Source organism: Pseudorhodoplanes sp., assembly GCF_035565795.1.
Taxonomy (GTDB): domain Bacteria; phylum Pseudomonadota; class Alphaproteobacteria; order Rhizobiales; family Xanthobacteraceae; genus Pseudorhodoplanes.
In genome coordinates this window covers 1-19,440 of sequence record NZ_DATMRV010000129.1, presented here as the reverse complement: position 1 = coordinate 19,440, position 19,440 = coordinate 1, and the positions used below count along the sequence as shown (strand labels likewise).

General features: G+C 63.5%; 20 protein-coding genes. 5 read left to right on the top strand and 15 right to left on the bottom strand.

Features of this window, described 5'->3' with window-relative positions:
* Together VNZ93_RS12400 and VNZ93_RS12395 are read left to right on the top strand one after the other, a co-directional pair.
* A partial coding sequence (locus VNZ93_RS12400; protein WP_325705107.1) for an ATP-binding cassette domain-containing protein occupies positions 1–436 on the top strand: 436 nt, incomplete at its 5' end.
* Positions 436–1,992 carry an ABC transporter permease/substrate-binding protein gene (locus VNZ93_RS12395; protein ID WP_325705104.1) on the top strand — a complete coding sequence of 519 codons (1,557 nt, stop codon included), beginning with the start codon at positions 436–438 and terminating at the stop codon, positions 1,990–1,992. The genes VNZ93_RS12400 and VNZ93_RS12395, both read left to right, overlap by 1 nt.
* A 15-nt stretch (positions 1,993–2,007) precedes the next feature.
* On the opposite strand, the gene VNZ93_RS12390 is transcribed toward VNZ93_RS12395, so the two are convergent.
* The 13 genes from VNZ93_RS12390 to VNZ93_RS12330 all read right to left on the bottom strand — a co-directional run bounded on the left by VNZ93_RS12390 (position 2,008) and on the right by VNZ93_RS12330 (position 15,009).
* A complete protein-coding gene (locus VNZ93_RS12390) occupies positions 2,008–2,427 on the bottom strand; it encodes a nuclear transport factor 2 family protein (RefSeq protein WP_325705102.1) in 420 nt (139 codons plus the stop codon).
* Positions 2,428–2,561: 134 nt separating this feature from the next.
* Entirely contained in the window at positions 2,562–3,581 is a 1,020-nt protein-coding gene (ilvC, locus tag VNZ93_RS12385) for a ketol-acid reductoisomerase (RefSeq protein ID WP_325705110.1), read from the bottom strand.
* A 200-nt stretch (positions 3,582–3,781) separates the two neighbouring features.
* Positions 3,782–4,897 carry a sulfate/molybdate ABC transporter ATP-binding protein gene (locus VNZ93_RS12380; RefSeq protein ID WP_325705099.1) on the bottom strand — a complete coding sequence of 372 codons (1,116 nt, stop codon included), beginning with the start codon at positions 4,895–4,897 and terminating at the stop codon, positions 3,782–3,784.
* A gap of 10 nt (positions 4,898–4,907) precedes the next feature.
* On the bottom strand, positions 4,908–5,792 hold the full coding sequence (cysW, locus tag VNZ93_RS12375; protein WP_325705097.1) for a sulfate ABC transporter permease subunit CysW: 885 nt from the start codon (positions 5,790–5,792) through the stop codon (positions 4,908–4,910).
* Positions 5,785–6,621: a sulfate ABC transporter permease subunit CysT gene (cysT, locus tag VNZ93_RS12370; protein WP_325705094.1), complete on the bottom strand. Its 837-nt coding sequence runs from the start codon at positions 6,619–6,621 to the stop codon at positions 5,785–5,787. Before cysT ends, cysW begins: the two co-directional genes overlap by 8 nt.
* An 88-nt stretch (positions 6,622–6,709) precedes the next feature.
* Positions 6,710–7,726: a sulfate ABC transporter substrate-binding protein gene (locus tag VNZ93_RS12365; protein ID WP_325705091.1), complete on the bottom strand. Its 1,017-nt coding sequence runs from the start codon at positions 7,724–7,726 to the stop codon at positions 6,710–6,712.
* 233 nt (positions 7,727–7,959) lie between these two features.
* Positions 7,960–8,397 (bottom strand): Rrf2 family transcriptional regulator, encoded by a 438-nt coding sequence (locus VNZ93_RS12360; RefSeq protein ID WP_325705089.1) that lies wholly within the window; start codon positions 8,395–8,397, stop codon positions 7,960–7,962.
* Positions 8,398–8,449: 52 nt separating this feature from the next.
* On the bottom strand, positions 8,450–8,653 hold the full coding sequence (locus tag VNZ93_RS12355) for a hypothetical protein (protein ID WP_325705086.1): 204 nt from the start codon (positions 8,651–8,653) through the stop codon (positions 8,450–8,452).
* A gap of 33 nt (positions 8,654–8,686) precedes the next feature.
* A complete protein-coding gene (locus VNZ93_RS12350; protein WP_325705083.1) occupies positions 8,687–9,859 on the bottom strand; it encodes a S8 family peptidase in 1,173 nt (390 codons plus the stop codon).
* A 117-nt stretch (positions 9,860–9,976) separates the two neighbouring features.
* A complete protein-coding gene (locus VNZ93_RS12345; RefSeq protein ID WP_325705080.1) occupies positions 9,977–10,573 on the bottom strand; it encodes a LysE family translocator in 597 nt (198 codons plus the stop codon).
* A gap of 30 nt (positions 10,574–10,603) precedes the next feature.
* Positions 10,604–12,475, bottom strand: a complete 1,872-nt coding sequence (locus VNZ93_RS12340) for a heavy metal translocating P-type ATPase (RefSeq protein WP_325705077.1) — start codon at positions 12,473–12,475, stop codon at positions 10,604–10,606.
* 35 nt (positions 12,476–12,510) lie between these two features.
* Positions 12,511–13,062: an acetolactate synthase small subunit gene (gene ilvN, locus VNZ93_RS12335; RefSeq protein WP_414710059.1), complete on the bottom strand. Its 552-nt coding sequence runs from the start codon at positions 13,060–13,062 to the stop codon at positions 12,511–12,513.
* A 186-nt stretch (positions 13,063–13,248) separates the two neighbouring features.
* Entirely contained in the window at positions 13,249–15,009 is a 1,761-nt protein-coding gene (locus VNZ93_RS12330; protein ID WP_325705071.1) for an acetolactate synthase 3 large subunit, read from the bottom strand.
* Positions 15,010–15,296: 287 nt separating this feature from the next.
* Between VNZ93_RS12330 and VNZ93_RS12325 the strand changes: the two genes are divergently transcribed.
* Positions 15,297–15,617, top strand: coding sequence for a CsbD family protein (locus VNZ93_RS12325; RefSeq protein ID WP_325705068.1), 321 nt, complete (start codon positions 15,297–15,299; stop codon positions 15,615–15,617).
* A 7-nt stretch (positions 15,618–15,624) separates the two neighbouring features.
* Positions 15,625–16,446: an RMD1 family protein gene (locus tag VNZ93_RS12320; protein WP_325705065.1), complete on the top strand. Its 822-nt coding sequence runs from the start codon at positions 15,625–15,627 to the stop codon at positions 16,444–16,446.
* Between the two features lie 50 nt (positions 16,447–16,496).
* On the opposite strand, the gene VNZ93_RS12315 is transcribed toward VNZ93_RS12320, so the two are convergent.
* Both VNZ93_RS12315 and miaA read right to left on the bottom strand, forming a co-directional pair.
* Complete coding sequence (locus VNZ93_RS12315) at positions 16,497–17,630, bottom strand: caspase family protein (protein ID WP_325705062.1); 1,134 nt, start codon at positions 17,628–17,630, stop codon at positions 16,497–16,499.
* A 272-nt stretch (positions 17,631–17,902) separates the two neighbouring features.
* The gene (miaA, locus tag VNZ93_RS12310) at positions 17,903–18,811 is read right to left on the bottom strand and encodes a tRNA (adenosine(37)-N6)-dimethylallyltransferase MiaA (protein ID WP_325705059.1); all 909 of its coding nucleotides are present in this window, start codon (positions 18,809–18,811) and stop codon (positions 17,903–17,905) included.
* Between the two features lie 14 nt (positions 18,812–18,825).
* Here miaA and VNZ93_RS12305 point away from each other — a divergent pair.
* The coding region (locus VNZ93_RS12305) for an HAD-IB family phosphatase (RefSeq protein ID WP_325705056.1) at positions 18,826–19,440 on the top strand (615 nt) is incomplete at its 3' end.

Genomic DNA, 19,440 nt, shown 5'->3' with positions numbered 1-19,440 from the left:
CGCCCGCGCGGACGAATTGCTCGATCTCGTGCAACTGCCGCCCGGTACGTTCAGGGATCGCCTTCCATCGGAATTGTCCGGCGGTCAGCGTCAGCGGGTCGGTGTCGCGCGCGCCATCGCCGCAGAGCCGCACGTCGTGCTGATGGATGAGCCTTTCGGAGCTCTCGATTTGCGGACGCGCGACGCACTCAGCCGCGACTATCGCAAGCTGCACCATACCCTTGGCCTCACCACCGTGATGATCACCCATGACGTGATTGAGGCCGTGCTGCTCGCGGACCGGATTGCCGTACTGCATGACGGCCGGGTCGCCGCCTTCGGCACGCCGCACGATCTCATGAGCGGCAATACGAGCGCCGACGTTCGCGCGCTGATGGACATGCCCCGTCGGCAGGCGGAACGACTGACCGCGCTGATGCGCGACGGTGGCGCCTGATGTTTCGCAATCCCGCCTTTGCCGATGCGTGGTCGCGGCTGCCGGATTATCTCGGACAGCATGTGCTGGTGAGCCTGACCGCGCTCGCACTCGGGCTTGCGATCAGCTTTCCGCTCTCGCTCTACGCTGTCCGGCGGCCCCATCTGCGCACCGCCCTGCTCGCGGTGGCGAGCATCGTGCAGACGATCCCCGGCCTCGCCCTGCTCGCGCTGTTCTATCCGCTTTTGCTCGCCATCGCCGCGCTGACCACGCGCGCGTTCGGCTTCGACTTTTCCGCGCTAGGCTTTCTGCCGTCGGTTCTCGCGCTCGCGCTGTATTCGATGCTACCGGTGATCCGCAACACCATCACCGGCATCGAAGGCGTCGACCCCTCCCTGCGCCGCGCCGCGCAGGGCGTCGGCATGACGGAACGGCAATCGCTGTTCATGGTGGAATTGCCGCTCGCCATGCCGGTCATCATGGCGGGTATCCGCACCGCCGCCGTCTGGGTCATCGGCACAGCGACGCTCGCGACCCCGATCGGCCAGACCAGCCTGGGTAACTACATCTTCAGCGGGTTGCAGACACAGAACTGGGTCTTCGTTCTGTTCGGCTGTATCGCCGCCGCGCTGCTCGCACTCATCGTCGACCTGCTGCTCTCCCTGATGGAGCGCGGCGCCGCCCGCAGGCGCCGTACGCCCGTTGTTGCGGGCCTCGCCGGACTGGCTCTGGTCGTTGCGCTCGCACTGGCGCCATCGCTCGGCGCACGCAAGGCGGACTACGTCATCGGCGCGAAGACCTTCTCGGAGCAGTACATCCTCGCCGCGCTGATCGCGCAAAGACTGGAAGCGAACGGCTCGACGGCACGCCGCCGCGAAGGGCTCGGCTCCAGCATCATCTTCGATGCGCTGGCCGCGAGCGAGATCGATGCGTATGTCGAATATACCGGTACGATCTGGGCGAACGTGATGAAGCGCACGGACATCAAGTCCCGCGCTGAAACGCTCGCGGAGGTCTCCGACTGGCTCAGGCGCGAGCGCGGCATCGTGCAGGCCGGCACGCTCGGTTTCGAGAATGCTTATGCGCTGGCGATGAAACGAAGCGCAGCCGAGCGCCTCGGCATCAGGAGCATTGCCGACCTCGCCCGTCACGCACCGCAACTCACCATCGCGGGCGATTACGAGTTCCTCAGCCGGCCGGAATGGGCAGCGCTTCGCAAGGCCTATGGCCTGAACTTCAAGGCGGAGCGCACCATGCAGCCGGAATTCATGTATCCGGCTGCAGGCAACGAGGTCGACGTGATCTCGGCCTATACCAGCGACGGCCGCATCGCCCAGTTCGATCTCTTGGTGCTGGACGACCCGAAAGCCGTCATCCCGCCCTATGACGCGGTGCTGCTGATATCGCCAAAGCGTGCGGGCGACACGGCGCTTTTCAACGCGCTCAAGCCGCTCGACAACGCGATCGATGTCACGCTGATGCGCGAGGCCAATCTCCGCGCCAACAAGGGCGAAGCGCCGGAGCAGGTGGCGCGGTGGATGGCTGACAGGCTCGGTGCGCGAGCTCGCTCCCCCTGACGTATCAACGTTGGGTTACGCGCTCGCGGACGACGGCATCATCAACCTGTCCGCAATCGCCGTGTCGAGGAACTGGGTGTACGAGGCGATCTTTCCGTCGCGGAATTCGATGAGGTCGAGCGCCTCAGTCACCCCGATTTTGCCGGTTGCGCGCGCCTTCACCGTGAAGCGGATACGGATCGCCGCCTTGGACCCTTCGACGACCGAGTCGATCACATCGAGTTTCTGAAACTCGAACGCGTTGACCAGTTGAGTGAGTGCGGCCCGCATGCCCGTGCTGCCCTCGGTCGCGACCGCGACGGAGGTCTGAGGCGGCGCGGCATTGAGCGCGAACTTCGCGTCCGGAGCGAAGATTGCCAGGATCCTGTCGACATCACCGCTCACGCGAGCGGCATATGCGGCCCCCATCGCATCCAGCATCTGTTCGCGAGTCATGAGCAGCCCCTGTCATTGCTCTCAAAGCGAGAGCTCTGAAGGATATCTACCGGAGCGGGAGACGCAAGATGCAAAAAGGGGCCGACATCGTAATGCCGGCCCCTTTCAGTTCAGGGCATGCTGAGCGGCGACGATCAGTTCCGCGCCTTGTCGACCAGTGCGCGCTGCTTGATCCAGGGCATCATCTCGCGGAGCTTCTCGCCCACCTTTTCGATGTCGTGCGCGGCGAGCTTGGCGCGCGTCGCCTTGAACGAGGTCTGGTTGACCTTGTTCTCCAGCATCCAGTTGCGGGTGAACTTGCCCGACTGGATGTCATCGAGGACGCGCTTCATCTCCGCCTTGGTCTCGGCGGTGATGATGCGCGGACCGGTGACATACTCGCCGTATTCCGCGGTGTTGGAGATCGAATAGTTCATGTTGGCGATGCCGCCTTCGTAGATCAGGTCCACGATCAGCTTCACTTCGTGCAGACATTCGAAATACGCCATCTCCGGCGCATAGCCCGCCTCCACCAGCGTCTCGTAGCCGGCCTTGATCAGCTCGACGAGGCCGCCGCACAAAACGGTCTGCTCGCCGAACAGGTCGGTCTCGCATTCTTCCTTGAAGGTGGTCTCGATGATGCCGGCGCGACCGCCACCGATCGCCGAGGCGTAGGAGAGGCCGAGATCATGCGCGTTGCCGGACGAGTCCTTGTGGATTGCGATCAGGCACGGCACGCCGGCGCCGCGCTGATATTCGCCGCGCACGGTGTGGCCGGGACCCTTCGGGGCGACCATCAGCACGTCGAGATCGGCGCGCGGTTCGATCAGGTTGAAATGCACGTTGAGGCCGTGCGCAAACAGGAGCGCGGCGCCGTTCTTCATGTTGGCATGCAGGTGATCGCGATAGATGTCGCCCTGCAGTTCGTCCGGGGTCAGCATCATGATCACGTCGGCCCACTTGGCGGCCTCGGCCACTTCCATGACCTTGAAGCCTTCGCCCTCTGCCTTCTTGGCAGAAGCGGAACCCTTGCGGAGCGCGATCACCACGTCCTTCACGCCGGAATCACGCATGTTGAGGGCGTGGGCATGGCCCTGGCTGCCATAGCCGACGACGGCGACCTTCTTGCCCTTGATCAGGTTCAGGTCGGCATCCCGGTCGTAATAAACGCGCATCATCAACCCCTGGAAATGGCGGCTCCCGGCCGCATCGCTCAAGAGGCGCCGGAGGTGGTTCCGACACCGTTCGGCAGGGTTTCTAGGGGGATGGGGCCTCCGGGACAAGCCCTGCCAGGGCGATGCGCCGCAGTCCGGGGCGCATCACCGGAGCGGCGGGCCCAGGCCGAAGGCCGCCCCCGCCCCCATTCGGGGTCTCATCAGGACGCAACCACCTGCAGACGGGGGGCCGGGGCGTAGGCCACGGACGGTGCGGGCGCTGCCTGATACGGGATCGGACCCGCGTCGGAAAACAGCCGCCAGCGCGTCGGCCTGAAGGCGATGCGGCCCGCGCTCGCGGCAGAATGGGTTGCCGGCACCTCGATCTCGACGCGGTGCTGCGCGCCGCCGATCTGCAGTTCCACACGCTTGGTGCCAGCGACACGACGCGAGGCCACGACCGTCCCGACAATACCGGCGCCCCCCTCGAGCAATTCCACGTCGTGGGGTCGAAAATAGAGGGCTGCCTTGCCGTTGGGAGCGCCCTCGGCGAGGAGCCCGGTCGCACGATCGTCCAGCCAGATCTGGCCGTTCTCGATCCGCACTGAAAGCGAGCTGGATTCGCCAATGAAACTGTACACAAACGGCGAGTTCGGCGTGTCGTAGACTTCGTCGGCGGTGCCGACCTGCTCGATCCGCCCCTGGCTCATCACCACCACGCGATCGGCGAGTTCGAGCGCCTCCTCCTGATCGTGGGTCACGAAAACCGTGGTGTGACCGGTGCGGTCATGGATCTCTCGCAACCAGCGGCGCAACTCCCTGCGCACCTGCGCGTCGAGTGCCCCGAACGGCTCGTCCAGCAGGAGCACCCGCGGTTCGATGGCAAGCGCACGCGCGAGCGCGACGCGCTGGCGCTGGCCGCCCGACAGCTGGTTCGGATAGCGGTTCTCCAGCCCGGACAGCTGCACGAGGTCGAGCAGTTCGGAAGCGCGCCGCCGGATCTCCGCCTTTGACGGACGCGTCGCGGCCGGCCGCACCTTCAGCCCGAAGCCGATATTCTCCGCCACCGTCATGTGGCGGAACAGCGCGTAATGCTGGAAGACGAAGCCAACATTGCGCTCCTGCACTGACTTGAACGAGGCATCCTCGTCACCGAACAGAATGGCTCCCTCCGTCGGGAAATCCAGTCCCGCGATCAGGCGCAGCAATGTGGTCTTGCCCGAGCCGGATGGCCCGAGCAGCGCGATCAACTCTCCCGAACGGATGTCGAGCGACACGTCATGCAACGCCGCAAAGCGTTCAAACTCCTTGCGAACGTTGCGGATGGCAAGCTCCATCGTGTTCTCCTCAATGTCCGCTGCGGGTGGCCGCGAGCTGGTCGGCGTAACGCCATTCGAGCCAGGTCTTGATCATCAACGTCACGAGCGCGAGGCAGGCAAGCACCGCTGCAAGGGTGAAGGCAGAGACCTGCGCCAATGCCCTGAACTCCTGATAATAGATTTCGATCTGCAGCGGCATGGTGACCGTCTCACCTCTCAGCTTGCCCGAGATCACAGCCACCGCTCCGAATTCGCCCATGGCGCGCGCGTTACAGAGCAGCACGCCATAGAGTAGCGCCCATTTCACATTGGGCAAGGTTACGTAGAAGAAAGTCTGCCAGCCGGACGCGCCAAGCGACAACGCGGCCTCTTCGTCGCCGGTTCCCTGGTCCTGCATCAGCGGGATCAATTCGCGCGCGATGAAGGGGAACGTGACGAAGATGGTTGCGAGGATGACTCCCGGCACCGCGAAGATGATGCGGACGCCGAAATCCTCAAGGAACCAGGCGCCGATCGGCGTGAACGGTCCGAGCAGCAGCACATAGACGAGGCCGGCGACCACCGGCGACACCGAGAACGGCAAATCGATCAGCGACACCAAGAGCGCGCGGCCGCGGAAACGGTATTTGGCGATACACCAGGCAGCAGCAATTCCGAACACGAGGTTGCAGGGCACCGCGATCGCGGCCACCAGCAGCGTCAGCTTGATCGCCGCGACCGAATCGGGATCGTCGAAGGTCGCAAGCACAGGCTTAAGGCCCAAGTTGAGCGCCTGCGCGAAGACCGCAATCAGCGGCGCGATCAAGAATAACACCATGACGACGACGCTGAGCGCGATCAGCGTCGTGCGGACCGCCCGCGTTTCGGTGACCGGGGACACAGCACTGCGCAGAGCGATTGCGGTGTCAGACATTGCCGAACCTCCGGTAGCTCCAGACCTGCAGAAGGTTGATCAGAAGCAGAATGACGAACGCGATGGTGAGCATCACCGCAGCAATGGCTGCAGCGGCGGCGTAGTCGCGTTCCTCCAGGCGGAAGACGATCAGCAATGGCAAGATTTCGGTTTGCCGTGGAATGTTGCCGGCAATGAAGATCACCGAGCCATATTCGCCGACGGCGCGAGCGAAGGCGAGCGCAAAGCCGGTCAGGATCGCCGGGATCAGCGGCGGCAGAACGACGCGAACAATCGTGGTTCGCCGTGAAGCGCCGAGCGTGGCGGCCGCCTCCTCGACCTCTCGGTTGAAGTCCTCGAGCACCGGCTGAACCGTGCGCACGACGAACGGCAGCCCAATGAAGACCAGCGCGATCCAGACACCAACCGGCGTATAGGCGATGGTCACGCCGAGCGGCGAGAGCAGCTTGCCGAACCAGCCTTCCGGCACATAGAGCGCGGTGAGTGCGATTCCGGCGACCGCGGTCGGCAGCGCGAAGGGAAGATCAACGATCGCATCGAGAAGCCGCCGCGCGAAGAAACGATAGCGCACCAGCACCCAGGCGATCATCACTCCGATCACCACATTGAACAGCGCGGCCAGCAGCGAGGCGCCGAAGCTCAGTTGCAGCGCGGCCATGAAACGCGGGCCGGTGATGATGGCGATGAAACGCTCCCACTCGAGCTCGAATGTCTTGATGTAGAGCCCGATGATCGGAATCAGCACGATCACCGACAGGTAAAAGATCGTGAAGCCGAACGTCAGCCGGAATCCGGGAACGATGCTCGCTTCTCGAAAACGCAGCCCCATGCGTGTCAGCTCCGGTGCACCCGTAACATCGGCGGGTCGTAAGCCTGAGTTGCCCACGACCCGCCAGCTCGCTTAACGCCAGCGTCGTTCAGTCCTTGGAGTATATCTTGTCGAAAATGCCGCCGTTGTCGAAGTGGGTGGGCTGCGCCTTGGCCCATCCACCGAAAACATCGTCGATCTTGACCAGCTTCACCTTGGGGAACGCCTTGAGCGCCTCGGGATCGACATGTTCCGGCTTGCCCGGGCGATAGAAATTGCGCGCGAAAATCTTCTGCGCCTCGGGCGAATAAAGCTGGTCGAGGAACGCCTTCGCGATCTCGCGCGTACCCTTCTTGTCGACATTCTTGTCGACGATCGCCACCTTCACTTCGGCAAGAATGGAGACCGACGGCACCACGATTTCATAATCGGAGCCGAATTCCTTCAGCGTCAGCAGCGCTTCGTTTTCCCAGGCGATCAGGACGTCGCCGACCTTGTTCTGCACGAAGGTATTGGTCGACCCGCGCGCGCCGGTATCCAGCACCCGCACGTTACGATAGATCGAGGCGACGAAATCCTGCGCCTTCTTCTGATCGCCGCCGGAACGGTCGAGTTCGTAGGCCCATGCAGCGAGGTAATTCCAGCGCGCGCCACCCGACGTCTTCGGATTGGGCGTGATCACCTGGATGCCGCGCTTGGCGAGATCATTCCAGTCCTTGATGCCCTTCGGATTGCCCTTGCGCACCAGGAACACGATGGTCGAGGTATAGGGCGATGAATCCTCCGGGAATTCTTTCTTCCAGCCCGGCTCGATCAGGCCCTTTTGCTCAATGGCGAGAACGTCGCCTTCGAGCGGGAAGGTCACGACGTCGGCCGGCAGGCCTTCGATCACCGAGCGCACCTGCGCCCCGGAGCCGCCGTGGCTGTTGCTGACTTCGATCGTCTGGCCGGTTTTTTCCTTCCAGTGTTTGACGAAATACTGTGCGTAATCGCGATACAATTCGCGGGTGGGATCATACGATACGTTGACCAGCGTCGTTGTCTGCGCAGACGCCGGCGTGAGACTTCCGAGATGCGCCGACGCAGTCATCGCCGCGATTGCGATTGCTGAAGCCAGAAGACGCATGTTCCACCTCCTTGAGCCGGACCAATAACGTCCGGCAGGACTCGCGGGTTGCAGCCGGATATTTCCAGCGCCGCTAAATCTTGAGTTTGCGAAGTGACAGGTGCCGGCGCGAACGCACGAACCAATTTCCGTTTCGGTGCCCGCCTCGTCACAGGAATCGACGAGCACGCCTCGCCAAACCCCGGCATCAAAAGAGCACGCAATTCTGACTAATTCAATCAGAATAGTATTGTTTATTCGGAGAGGTTTGGAGGCTTTTTTTCTGCGGCCGATTGCGCCAGCGTTGTTTTCTCAAGCACTTTCGCCGTTGCATCGCGCGCGGCGATCAGCGCCGGACGAAGCTGACAGATGTGCAAATCGACGCAGTCGGTGCATTGCTGAAACGCGGTCTGACTCGCACACGGCGCGAGCGCCAGCGGCCCATCTATGTGACGGATGATTTCCGCCAGGTTGATGTCCTTCGGACTGCGGCTCAACAGAAAGCCGCCCTGGTTGCCGCGCGTCGAGATCAGAAGATTTGAGCGCTTCAGTTCGGAGAAAATTTGTTCAAGGAACGGCCGCGGAATTTTTAGATCGTGCGCGATATCCCGCACCGAAACCGGTGCAGCGCCGCGGCGGTCGGCGAGATAGATCATTGCTCGAAGAGCGTATTTTGCGCGGCGCGACAGCATGGAACCCGTCTAGGATATCCCGGCCCGCGCGCCAAGCGCCAGCGCAACCGCACTAGTCCAGATCGTATTGGACGTCCTTTTCGATCCTGGCGCCTTCCTGTTCGAGCCGCTGGATCAGGTCCGCCGGCGGGTTCTTGACCGAGAGCGAAAGACGGCGCGGATTGTCGAGCACCAGCTTGTCAGCCTGTTTGACAATCGCGCGCACGCGTTCATGAACTTGGCTGTTGGGTGACTTGACCTTGAACCGATCGTCCATGGCGGACCTCCGATAGCCCAAGGTACGCACCCATTATGCAACTGCAAGGGCAGCCTCGCAGTTGATCAGCCCGGCGCCCTGGCATTCCGGCCCATGTCCCAACGATGTCGCCGAATTGCGAATGCGGTCAAACAAGACCGTGCCTTTCACCCCCGGATGGACCGACAGGATCAGGGCTGCAAGTCCGGCGACCTGCGGGCAGGCGCCGCTCGTGCCCCAGCCATTCTGCAGCACCCGTTCGCCGGATCCGTACAGGATCTTGCCGTTCAGCGGGGTCGGCGCGGTGATGTCCGGTTTGCGATTGGTGTTCGGGTCGTTGAAATGCTGACCGGGACCGCGGCTCGAGTAATACCACATGCTGCTGTCGAGCTTGCAGGTCGCGACGGCCAGGACATCTGAGCGCGACTTGTGCAGCCAAACCGAATTCGGCGTGCACGCATGCGGCCGGCCGCCGGCAAGCTGGTGATTGTTGCCAGCACTGAAGATGACAGTGACACCCGCAGCCACCGCATCGCCAAGCGCGGGCAGAAAATCCGAGTTTGGGTCCGGCGTCGGCGCCGAGCCCGTCTTCATGCCGAAACTGTTGCTGGCGACAACCTGTTTGCCGTCCTTCGCCATGGCCGTCAGCGTGTCGTAGATCGCAGCGAGTTCGGAATCGTAGAAGCGTGTCTTGCACGACATGATCTGCGCATCCGGCGCCACGCCGTTATACCGGCCGCCCAGCGCCGCCGTTCCTGCTGCGATGCAACCGCACATGGTCCCGTGGCCCTGATAATCGGTCCATGGATCGTCACCCGGGACCGCCCAGCCGGCGACTTTTTTGCTGCCGGCAAATTCGTTGTGCCTGCCATCGATCCCGGTATCGACAATCGCGATAATGACACCCGCCCCGCGCGTCGTCGGCCACGCGCGATCGGCCCGGATCATGGCGGTGACATCGGAGAGGCTCCCTGCCTCAGCGTCGGGTGCGGTCTCGACCAAAATATCGGGCGAAGCATCCAGCTCGTACTGATAGTCGACCAGAACTTCCGCGCCGAAATTCCTGGCAATGTCGCTCACCGCGCTCTCGGTCCGCATTTCCAGTGTGTCGATTTCGGAAGTCTCTTTCAGCAACTGAGGGCTGGGAGTGAACGACACGTAATTCCGCTTTTCGTTGATCACCACCGGCGCGCTGTCAGCGGACTCCATCGAAAGCGCGGCGTTCATGTCCGCCTTGGACTTAAATCGAAGCTTGAAACGCGTTTCCATAATATCCCCTCATGGCAACACAACCATTACGGGAATATATCATAATTACTATTTTTAGGAAGCCTCGCCGGAGGCTCAGACCACCATCGGAACGATGCTCGCCACCAGCAGCAAGGCCATGGCGACATTGAAGATGCGGGCATGTTTCGGATTGGTCAGGACACGGCGCAACGCGACGCCAAAGCCCGTCCAGGTCGCGACCGCAAGGACTGTGGCGATGGCGAACACCACCAGCAGCACGCCGAAATCCGACATCCAGTGCGCCGGCCGCACGTAAATCGCGATCGCACTCAGCGCGGCAACGACTGCCTTCGGATTGACCCACTGGAACAGCGCCGCCTGCAGGAAGGTGATCGGCTGCACAACGCGCGCATCTTCCCCGGTCGAAGGCGTCGTCGTTGCGATCTTCCATGCGAGCCAGAGGAGATAGATTGCGCCCGCCGCTTTCAGCACGATCTGCAGCGGCGGATACGCGGCGAAGACCGCACCCAGCCCCGCGGCGCAGCCGATCAGCAGCACGACGAATCCGAAGGTGATGCCAAGGATGTGCGGCAGCGTGCGCCGGAATCCGAAATTCACGCCCGACGCCGTCACCATGATGTTGTTGGGCCCCGGCGTGAACGCCATCGCCGACGTGAAGACGACCAGCGCCGTGAACATCTCGATCGGCATCACCCGCGCACCCCAGCCTGCTTCCCACGATCATCCCGCGTCGGAGGGTTCTGTCTTCCCGCCGAGCGCCCGCAATGCGTTCGCAATGACCGTTACGTCAATCACTTCCTGAAGGATTGCGCCCTGCACCGGCGGGAGATACCCGAACGCGGCGGCGACCATCGCAAGCCCCGACAATCCAAGTCCGGCGATCACGCTCTGCAAGGCGATGTTGCGCGAGCGCTTCGCGATCGACATCGCCGGGACGATCCGGTCGACGTGATCGACCAGCAGCACCACATCCGCAGCCTGTGCGGACGCCGCAGCGCCGCGCGCGCCCATCGCAACTCCTACATCCGCTGCCGCCAGCGCCGGTGCATCGTTGACGCCGTCGCCCGCCATCAGCACCGGCCCGTATTTGCGTTCAGACAGGACCACCATGACCTTCTGATCGGGCGTCAGTTCGGCCCGGATCTCATCGATATCCAGTCCGCCTGCCACCACCTTCGCAATGTCGGCGCGGTCGCCAGTGGCGAGCACGATGCGCTCGATCCCGAGCCTGCGGACATTCCGCAGAAAGCTGTCGGTGCCGCTCCGCAGCCGATCCGCCATCACGATCTCTGCGGCATGCACGCCATCGATCCCGACCGATACCGTGACCGTGCCGGGCGCGATGGTTGCGGGGCGCGCAATCGGCGTGCCGATCTGCGACGACACGTAACCGCGTCCGCCGACGGACACCCTGCGGCCGTCGACCATGCCGGTAAGGCCGTCCCCGGGGGTTTCGGCAACGCCGGTCGGCACGCTGAGCGTCAGGCCGCGCGCCCGCGCATCCGCAACGATCGCATCGGCCACGACATGCTTGGACGCCTGGTCGAGCGAAGCGGCCAGCCGCAGCACCTCGTCTGCCGCAGCATCGCCAGAGGTCAGCACGTCCTTCACCTCCGGCCTGCCGACCGTCAGCGTCCCGGTCTTGTCGATCACCAGCACCCGCGTGCGGCCCATCAGTTCGAGCGCGGCGCCGCTCTTGATCAGAATGCCGGATCGCGCCGCGCGCGACATGCCGGCGATCCACGCGATCGGGACCGCAAGGATCAGCGGACACGGTGTGGCGACCACAAGCACGGCAACGGCTCTCACCGGATCGCTGGTCAGCAGCCAGGCACCGCCCGCGAGCAGGACGGTGACGGCGAGGAACACCAGCGAGTAGCGGTCCGCGAGCCGTGACATCGGGGCGCGCGATTGCTGCGCCTGCTCCACCAGCCGCACGATCGCGGCATAGGTGCTTTCGCTCGCGGGGCGCGATGCGATCAGGTCGAAGGCTTCGCCGGCATTGGTCGAGCCGCTCATCACGTCGGCTCCGGCATCGAGGCGCACCGGCACAGATTCCCCCGTCAGCGCCGACTGATCGAGAGTTGCCGCCTTCTCCGCCACCTGGCCATCGACCGGCACGATGTCGCCGAGGCGGATCATCAACCGGTCTCCCGGCGCGATCGACGCGATCGGAATACGCTCGAGCCCGTCCTTGCCGTAACGCATCGCAAACCGCGGAACGCGCTCGAGCAGCAGCGACATGTCGCGACGCGCGCGACGCTCGGCATAGTTCTCGAGATATTGGCCGCCCGAATACATCAGCGCGACGATGGCCGCCGCGAGATATTCTCCGACCGCAAGGGCCGCGCTCATCGACAGCGCTGCAACGATGTCGAGGCCGACCTTGCCGGCATGCAGGCTGCGCCAGATCTCGAAGATCAGCGCAACAAGAACGGGGATCGTTGCCGCAGCCCAGATCGGGCCTGACAATGCATCGTATCCGAAGAGCCTTGCGACAAGGCCGGCGGTGAGGCCGACCAATGGGATGAGGACAAAGGCCGAAAAAGGCTCGGTTTTGGTCGGCGATGTTCTCTCGCTGGCCAGTTCCATCGCCCTGCTGGCGGCCCTTGCGGCGCCGCCGCCTCCTACATCGCCTCGGGGCCGCGGCTGATGGCCACCACGCCGGTGCGTGACACTTCGACAAGACCGAGTGGCAGCATAAGTTCGACGAACTGATCGATCTTGTCACTCTTGCCGGTGATCTCGAACACGAAGCTTTCGGTCGTCGCGTCGATCACGCGGGCGCGGAACGCATCGGCCAGGCGTAGCGCTTCGACACGATGCTCGCCTCTGCCACGCACCTTGACCATGGCGAGTTCGCGTTCGAGCGAGGGACCCGCCACCGTCAGGTCGATCACGCGATGGATCGGCACCAGGCGCTCGAGCTGGTTCTTGATCTGCTCGATCACCATCGGTGTGCCGCTGGTGACGATGGTGATGCGCGAGATGTGCTTCTGGTGCTCGGTCTCGGACACCGTGAGCGAGTCGATGTTGTAACCGCGGCCAGAAAACAGACCGATCACGCGGGCCAGAACACCCGGCTCGTTGTCGACCAGAACCGACAGCGTATGCCGTTCGACATTCTGCGCCGCCGGCGCTGCGGGATAATGCGAAGTGGATGGCACGTTTGCGTTCACGACTTTGGATCCTTGCTCCGTCTACCCTCTCCCCTTGAGGGAGAGGGTGGCGCGTTGCGAGCAAATGCGAGCAACGTGCCGGGTGAGGGGTAACTTCGTCACATTGCGCTCCGGACCCCTCACCCGGCTCGCTTCGCTCGCCACCCTCTCCCTCAAGGGGAGAGGGTTGCACCGCGCACGCGGCACTTACACCAGCATCTTGCCTTCTTCGGTGATCGCATCCTCGAGGCTTTCCGCGGCGTCGCCGAGGATCATCTCGTTATGCGCGCGGCCGGAGGGGATCATCGGGAAGCAGTTTTCCTTCTGGTCGACCACGCAATCGAAGATCACCGGCTTGTCGATATCGATCATTTCCTTGATCGCATCGTCGAGATCACCCGGCTTGTGGCAGCGGATGCCATGCGCATGCATCGCCTCCGCAAGCTTCACGAAATCGGGCAAGGCCTCCGAATAGCTTTCCGAGTAGCGATTGCCATGCAGCAATTCCTGCCACTGGCGCACCATGCCCATATACTGGTTGTTGAGGATGAAGACCTTGATCGGCAGCCGGTACTGAACCGCTGTCGACAATTCCTGCATCGTCATCTGCACCGAGGCCTCGCCGGCGATGTCGATCACCAGCGACTTCGGATGCGCCATCTGCACACCAACCGCAGCCGGCAAGCCATAGCCCATGGTGCCGAGGCCACCCGAAGTCATCCAGCGGTTCGGCTCCTGGAAGCGATAGAATTGCGCCGCCCACATCTGATGCTGACCGACTTCGGTCGTGATGTAGGTGTCACGGTCCTTGGTCAGTTCGAACAACCGCTCGATCGCATATTGCGGCTTGATGATGTCCTTCGACGGCCGATAGCTGAGCGACTTGCGGGCACGCCACTTGTCGATCTGCTTCCACCACTCGCCCAGAGCCTTTTTGTCGACCTGCAGCGACGATGAGCGCCACAGCCGGATCATATCCTCCAGCACATGCGCGCAATCGCCGATGATCGGGATGTCGACCTTCACCGTCTTGTTGATCGACGACGGATCGATATCGATGTGGATCTTGCGCGAGTTCGGCGCAAAGGCGTCGAGCCGGCCGGTGATCCGGTCATCAAAGCGCGCACCGATGCAGATCATCACGTCGCAATCATGCATCGCCCAGTTGGCTTCGTAGGTGCCGTGCATGCCCAGCATGCCGAGCCATTGCGGATCGGAGGCCGGATAAGCGCCGAGCCCCATCAGCGTGGAGGTAATCGGGAAGCCGGTGAGCTTCACGAGTTCACGCAACAGGTGGCTCGCTTCCTTGCCGGAATTGATGACGCCGCCGCCCGTATAGAAAAGCGGCTTCTTCGCCGACGCCATCAGTTCGACCGCAGCCTTGATCCTGTCGAGGTCGCCCTTGATCTTCGGCGTATAGGTCTTGTGCTTGATGTTCTGCGGGCCGGTATAGATGCCCTTGGCGAATTGCACGTCCTTCGGGATGTCGATGACGACAGGACCCGGCCGCCCGCTGGATGCGACGTAGAAAGCCTCATGCAGCACGCGCGGCAGGTCCTCGATCCGCTTCACGAGATAATTATGCTTGGTGCAGGGCCGGGTGATGCCGACCGTATCGCATTCCTGGAACGCATCGTTGCCGATCAGGTGCGTCGGCACCTGCCCGGTGATGCAGACGATCGGGATCGAGTCCATCAGCGCATCGGTCAGGCCGGTCACCGCATTGGTCGCGCCCGGGCCAGAGGTCACCAGCACGCAGCCAACCTTGCCGGTCGAGCGCGCATAGCCCTCTGCCATGTGAACCGCACCCTGCTCATGGCGCACCAGCACATGCTTGACCCGTTCCTGCTGGAAGATCGCGTCATAAATCGGCAGCACTGCTCCGCCCGGATACCCGAAGATGTGCGTGACACCCTGATCGGCAAGCGCCTCGATCACCATTTCGGCGCCGGTTATTTCCTTGCTCATGATTCCTGCTCCACCTGAATTTCGCTGTCGTTGCTGCCGGAATGAAAAAAGGGCCCTTAAGGCCCCCGAAACAGCGCATCGCCCGGCAGAGATGGTCCTAGCCACCCCCGGCGATGCGCCTTCCTACGATTACCAGCGACTGCGAAATAAAATTGCGCGACATGGCGTTGCTCAGTACGAACGTTGCGCGAGGGTATAGGGACAAAAGACCCCACGGTCAAGCGGCGGACTCAAGACAGCCGCATCGGGACGCGGTATTGAGGCGGAAGCTAAGGCAAGAGGCGTCCATGGCGAAATCACGAATTCTGGCGACCGCGGTCGCAGCCTGCCTGCTCTGCGCCCCCGGCGCGCTGGCCCAGACGGCCCCGACGGCGCAGTCTGCCCCCGCGAAGGAGAGCTTCCGCACCTGGACCTGGAACAAGGTCTCGGGAAACTGGAAGCGGATGAAAGGCACCGTCAAACAGCGCTGGGGAAAGCTCACGAATAACGAGATTTCCGAGGCCAAGGGCCGGCGCGAAGCGCTCAACGGCTTCATCCAGGCCCGCTACGGCATCGACCGCGAAACCGCCGATCGCCAGATCGACGATTGGCTGAAGACGCTGAAGTGAGCGTGTCGTGGTCGGCACCGCGATCCAGCCGCCGTCCCAAACAACTACACGCACACGGCTGACTGCGCGCGCGCTGCTGGTCGGCGAACGCATCGATACACTCGGGCTCGAGCGCAGCGACGTGATTAACGCCGTGCCGCTCGCCTTTCGTGCGAGCGACGGCTACGTCGTGCTGTTCCGCTATGGCGCTGTGGTGCTGATCGGATTGTCTCCGATCGAGGAAGACGAGACCTTGCGCGGCCTTGGCCCGCGTATCATCTCGCCCGCGAAGCGCCCGGAAAACGAGACCGCAACGATCGAAATCGTGCCCGATCAGGACGACCAGATCGATCCGGGCGGCACCATCAAGGTCAAGGATCTCGCCCCAGCGCGGCTTGTGGTGATTGCGGATGCGCTCGCCAAGAATGTCGTGCTCGCGCATCAGGAACGCGAGGTCAGCCGCGTGTTCGACATCGTCGAACCGCTTGCCGCGAAGCTCGCCGCCGGCGGGCGCACGCCGACCGATCGCAGCAACATGCTCAAGGTGATCGGGCAATCGCTGCTGGTGCGACAACGCCTCACTGGTCGCGTCGAGGTCGAGGAGAAGCCGGATGTGCTGTGGGACCGCTGGGATCTCGAGCGGTTGCACGCGCGCCTGGCCGACGAGTACGAACTCAAGGAACGCGCTGCGGCGCTCGCGCGCAAGATCGAAGTCGTCGGCGAGACGGCGCGCGCATTGACCGATCTGATCGACGCCTCGCGCAGCCTGCGGCTTGAAATCGCGATCGTCGCGCTGATCGTGGTGGAAGTGGTTTTCACCCTCTACGAGTTCCTCAAGCAACTCAAATGAGAGGGCGGCCCGCGCCCGACCCGTGCGCGCGCCGCCGCGTTTCAGCCCGCTCAATCGTTCGGATGTTTCTTCTCGGTCGAGTCCGTTGCTTCGGTGCTGGCGGCGGCCGGTTCGCCGGCAGGCTTCTGCGCTTCGGTAGCGGGGGCGAGAGCAGGCTCGGGCGCCGGAGCTGACGCCACGGGCGCTTCCGCGGTCTTCTCCGCAGGCGCGGCAGGCGTTTCAGGCGCGGCCGGAGCCGGCGGCGCGGATGCGACCGGAGTTTCGGGAGCTGCAGGCTGCGGAGCCGGAACGGCCGCCTGAGGAGCCGGCGTCGGCTCGGCTGGCGCTGCCGGCGCCGCGGCTTGCGGTGCAGCCGGCGCAACAGGCGCAACCGCTTGCGGCGCAGGTGCAGGTGCCGGCGCCGGTTGCGGTTCGGGCTTCGGCAGCGCGGCGACGAGATATGCCTCGTCGGCAGCCGAGATGTAGAATGTCGGCACCTGCTCGCCGGCGGTCGAGCGAACGACGTCTTCGCGCACGCGCTTCATCAGCGCGACGAGTTCGAGCCCCGGCTCCTCGATATGCCTGAGCAATGCCGCGGTGAACGGGCTGTTGCGTCCCTCCCCGTCCGCAACCTTGCGGCCGGCGCCGGTCGCAAAGCTGACCAGGATGTTCTTCGGCTCCTCGACCTGCTTCTTCAGGCCCGACGGCAATTGCCGCTTCGCCGCTTCGTTGAACGGATCGTTGCGCGCGGCATCGAGAAACACCATGCCGACCTTCTCGACGCCTTCCAGCTCTTCGAGGATTTCAGGCAGGCTGAGAGAGCCTCGCGTAATGTCGGCGAGCGTGCGCGCCTGCCCATCGGTCGCCAGCAGCCACGCGACGCCGTCCGATTGCAGCGCGTGTCCCGAATAGAACACGATCGCGACATCCGAGAGCTTCGCCTTGCCGCCGAACTGCTTGAGTGCGCGCCGCATGTCTGCGACCGGCGCATTGCTCAGCGTCGTCACATCGAACCCGATCCGCTTCAGCGCCTCGCCCACGTCGGCAGCGTCGTTGACCGGGTTCTTCAACGAGAACACGTTCTTGTAATCGGAATTGCCGATGACGAGCGCGACCTTCTTGTCCTGTGCGAAGACCGGCTGTGCGCCGAACATCCCGGCAGCGATCGCGACACCGCCAACGAATTTCAAAATCCGATTGAACATGGGTCTCTCCATTGGTCTTCGCTCAGCGCGCTATCAGATAGCGATCGCCACTCAGCGAGGCGCAGGTGAAGGGGATCTGTTTTTGGCCAGTCGACTTGAAAGCCGGGTCACGCGCCCCGGCATCGGCGGGAGCACGGTCAGGGCTCGCGGAAAACGACAGGCGCGCCAGTGCAGCCGCGTGCGCGGTCAAGCATCGAAGCATCGTGACTCCTCCGCCCCGGCGGACAGTCAATACGGGCTAAAATGTTGGTCGTGGGTCGCGGGCGTCAGGTTCAAGTCTGCATCAAAGTTTCGATGCTTGCCATCCCCTCTTCGGGCGTGACCCAGGTCCAGCCCGGCATCTGGTTGCGGAACCAGGTCACCTGCCGTTTGGCATAGCGGCGCGTATCCATGATCGAGCCCGCCGCCGCCTCGTCGAGCGATATGTCGCCGCGGAGATAGCGGCGAAGCCAGGGAACCCCATGCGCCTTCATCGACGGCAGGGTGTCTGGCAGATTGCGCGCCGCGAGCACACGCACTTCATCGAGCGCACCCTCGTTCAACATTGCCGCAAAGCGCGCTTCGATCCGCCGCTTCAGTTCATCGCGCTCCGGATGAAGGAACACTCTGATGGTCCGATCCGCCGCGATCACCGGGGGCAACCCGTCGCGATGCCAGTCGGCGATGGGACGCCCGGTCGCGTCCAGCACCTCCAGCGCGCGCAGGATGCGTGAGCGGTCGCGCACCATGATCCGTGCCGCCGCTTCCGGATCACGCCTTGCAAGTTCCGCATGCAGCGCTTCGACGCCCTCGCGATCGAGCCGCGCCCGCAAGGCATCGCGGATAGCCGGATCGATAGGCGGAATGGCGGCGAGCCCGTTCATCAGCGCCTTGAAATAGAGCCCGGTACCACCTGCAAAGATGGCCGGCTGACCGGCTGGCAGATCGGCCAGCACGCGCGCGGCATCGGCGACATAGGCGCCGACCGAATAATTCACCCCGGCATCGACATGACCGAACAGACGATGCGGAACGCGCGCCTCCTCCTCCACGCTCGGCCGCGCCGTCAGCACCCGCAGGTCGCGGTAGACCTGCATGGAATCCGCGTTGACGATCACGCCGCCGAGGCGCTCCGCGAGCGCGAGTGCGAGCGCCGACTTGCCGCTTGCGGTTGGCCCTGCGATAAGCACGACCGTCTTCATCGAAGCGCCCGCCAATGACTCACGTCGCAACCCTCATTGCAGCCCCAGAAACGCGCCTTACGGATGAACAGATCGCGCGTGCCCGCGCCGCGCTCCCGCAGGCGACCGATATACAATGGCTCGACGAAGGCGTGGCGGCCGATATCGCGTTTATCCCGGAAAACGCCGTCGACCAACGGCAACTCGCCGATCATCTGCGCGCGGCGCTTGGCGCGGCTCCGCTCGATATCGCGGTTCAGCCCTTCGCCCATCGCCGCAAGAAGCTTCTGGTCGCCGACATGGATTCCACCATGATCGGGCAGGAATGCATCGATGAACTGGCGGATCTCGTGGGCCTGAAAGCGCATGTCTCGGCTATCACCGAACGCGCCATGCGGGGCGAGATAGCGTTCGAGCCCGCCTTGCGCGAGCGCGTCGCCTTGCTCAAGGGCCTGCCGGTCTCGGTCGTCGACGACGTGATCGCCAACCGCATCACGCTGATGTCCGGCGCGCGCGCGCTGATCGGCACCATGCGCGCCAATGGCGCACATACCGTGCTTGTGTCCGGCGGCTTCTCGCTGTTCACGAGAACCATCGCCGGCATGATCGGCTTCGACGAGAACCATGCCAATACGCTGCTGGTGGATGGC

Coding starts and splice junctions, on each gene's coding strand:
- VNZ93_RS12340 (WP_325705077.1), bottom strand. CDS start 12,475: ATGGAACTGGCCAGCGAGAGAACATCGCCGACCAAAACCGAGCCTTTT.
- VNZ93_RS12330 (WP_325705071.1), bottom strand. CDS start 15,009: ATGAGCAAGGAAATAACCGGCGCCGAAATGGTGATCGAGGCGCTTGCC.
- miaA (WP_325705059.1), bottom strand. CDS start 18,811: ATGAAGACGGTCGTGCTTATCGCAGGGCCAACCGCAAGCGGCAAGTCG.
- VNZ93_RS12350 (WP_325705083.1), bottom strand. CDS start 9,859: ATGAACGCCGCGCTTTCGATGGAGTCCGCTGACAGCGCGCCGGTGGTG.
- cysT (WP_325705094.1), bottom strand. CDS start 6,621: ATGGGGCTGCGTTTTCGAGAAGCGAGCATCGTTCCCGGATTCCGGCTG.
- VNZ93_RS12315 (WP_325705062.1), bottom strand. CDS start 17,630: ATGTTCAATCGGATTTTGAAATTCGTTGGCGGTGTCGCGATCGCTGCC.
- VNZ93_RS12365 (WP_325705091.1), bottom strand. CDS start 7,726: ATGCGTCTTCTGGCTTCAGCAATCGCAATCGCGGCGATGACTGCGTCG.
- VNZ93_RS12380 (WP_325705099.1), bottom strand. CDS start 4,897: ATGGAGCTTGCCATCCGCAACGTTCGCAAGGAGTTTGAACGCTTTGCG.
- cysW (WP_325705097.1), bottom strand. CDS start 5,792: ATGTCTGACACCGCAATCGCTCTGCGCAGTGCTGTGTCCCCGGTCACC.
- VNZ93_RS12355 (WP_325705086.1), bottom strand. CDS start 8,653: ATGGACGATCGGTTCAAGGTCAAGTCACCCAACAGCCAAGTTCATGAA.
- VNZ93_RS12345 (WP_325705080.1), bottom strand. CDS start 10,573: ATGCCGATCGAGATGTTCACGGCGCTGGTCGTCTTCACGTCGGCGATG.
- VNZ93_RS12395 (WP_325705104.1), top strand. CDS start 436: ATGTTTCGCAATCCCGCCTTTGCCGATGCGTGGTCGCGGCTGCCGGAT.
- ilvC (WP_325705110.1), bottom strand. CDS start 3,581: ATGCGCGTTTATTACGACCGGGATGCCGACCTGAACCTGATCAAGGGC.
- VNZ93_RS12360 (WP_325705089.1), bottom strand. CDS start 8,397: ATGCTGTCGCGCCGCGCAAAATACGCTCTTCGAGCAATGATCTATCTC.
- VNZ93_RS12325 (WP_325705068.1), top strand. CDS start 15,297: ATGGCGAAATCACGAATTCTGGCGACCGCGGTCGCAGCCTGCCTGCTC.
- VNZ93_RS12390 (WP_325705102.1), bottom strand. CDS start 2,427: ATGACTCGCGAACAGATGCTGGATGCGATGGGGGCCGCATATGCCGCT.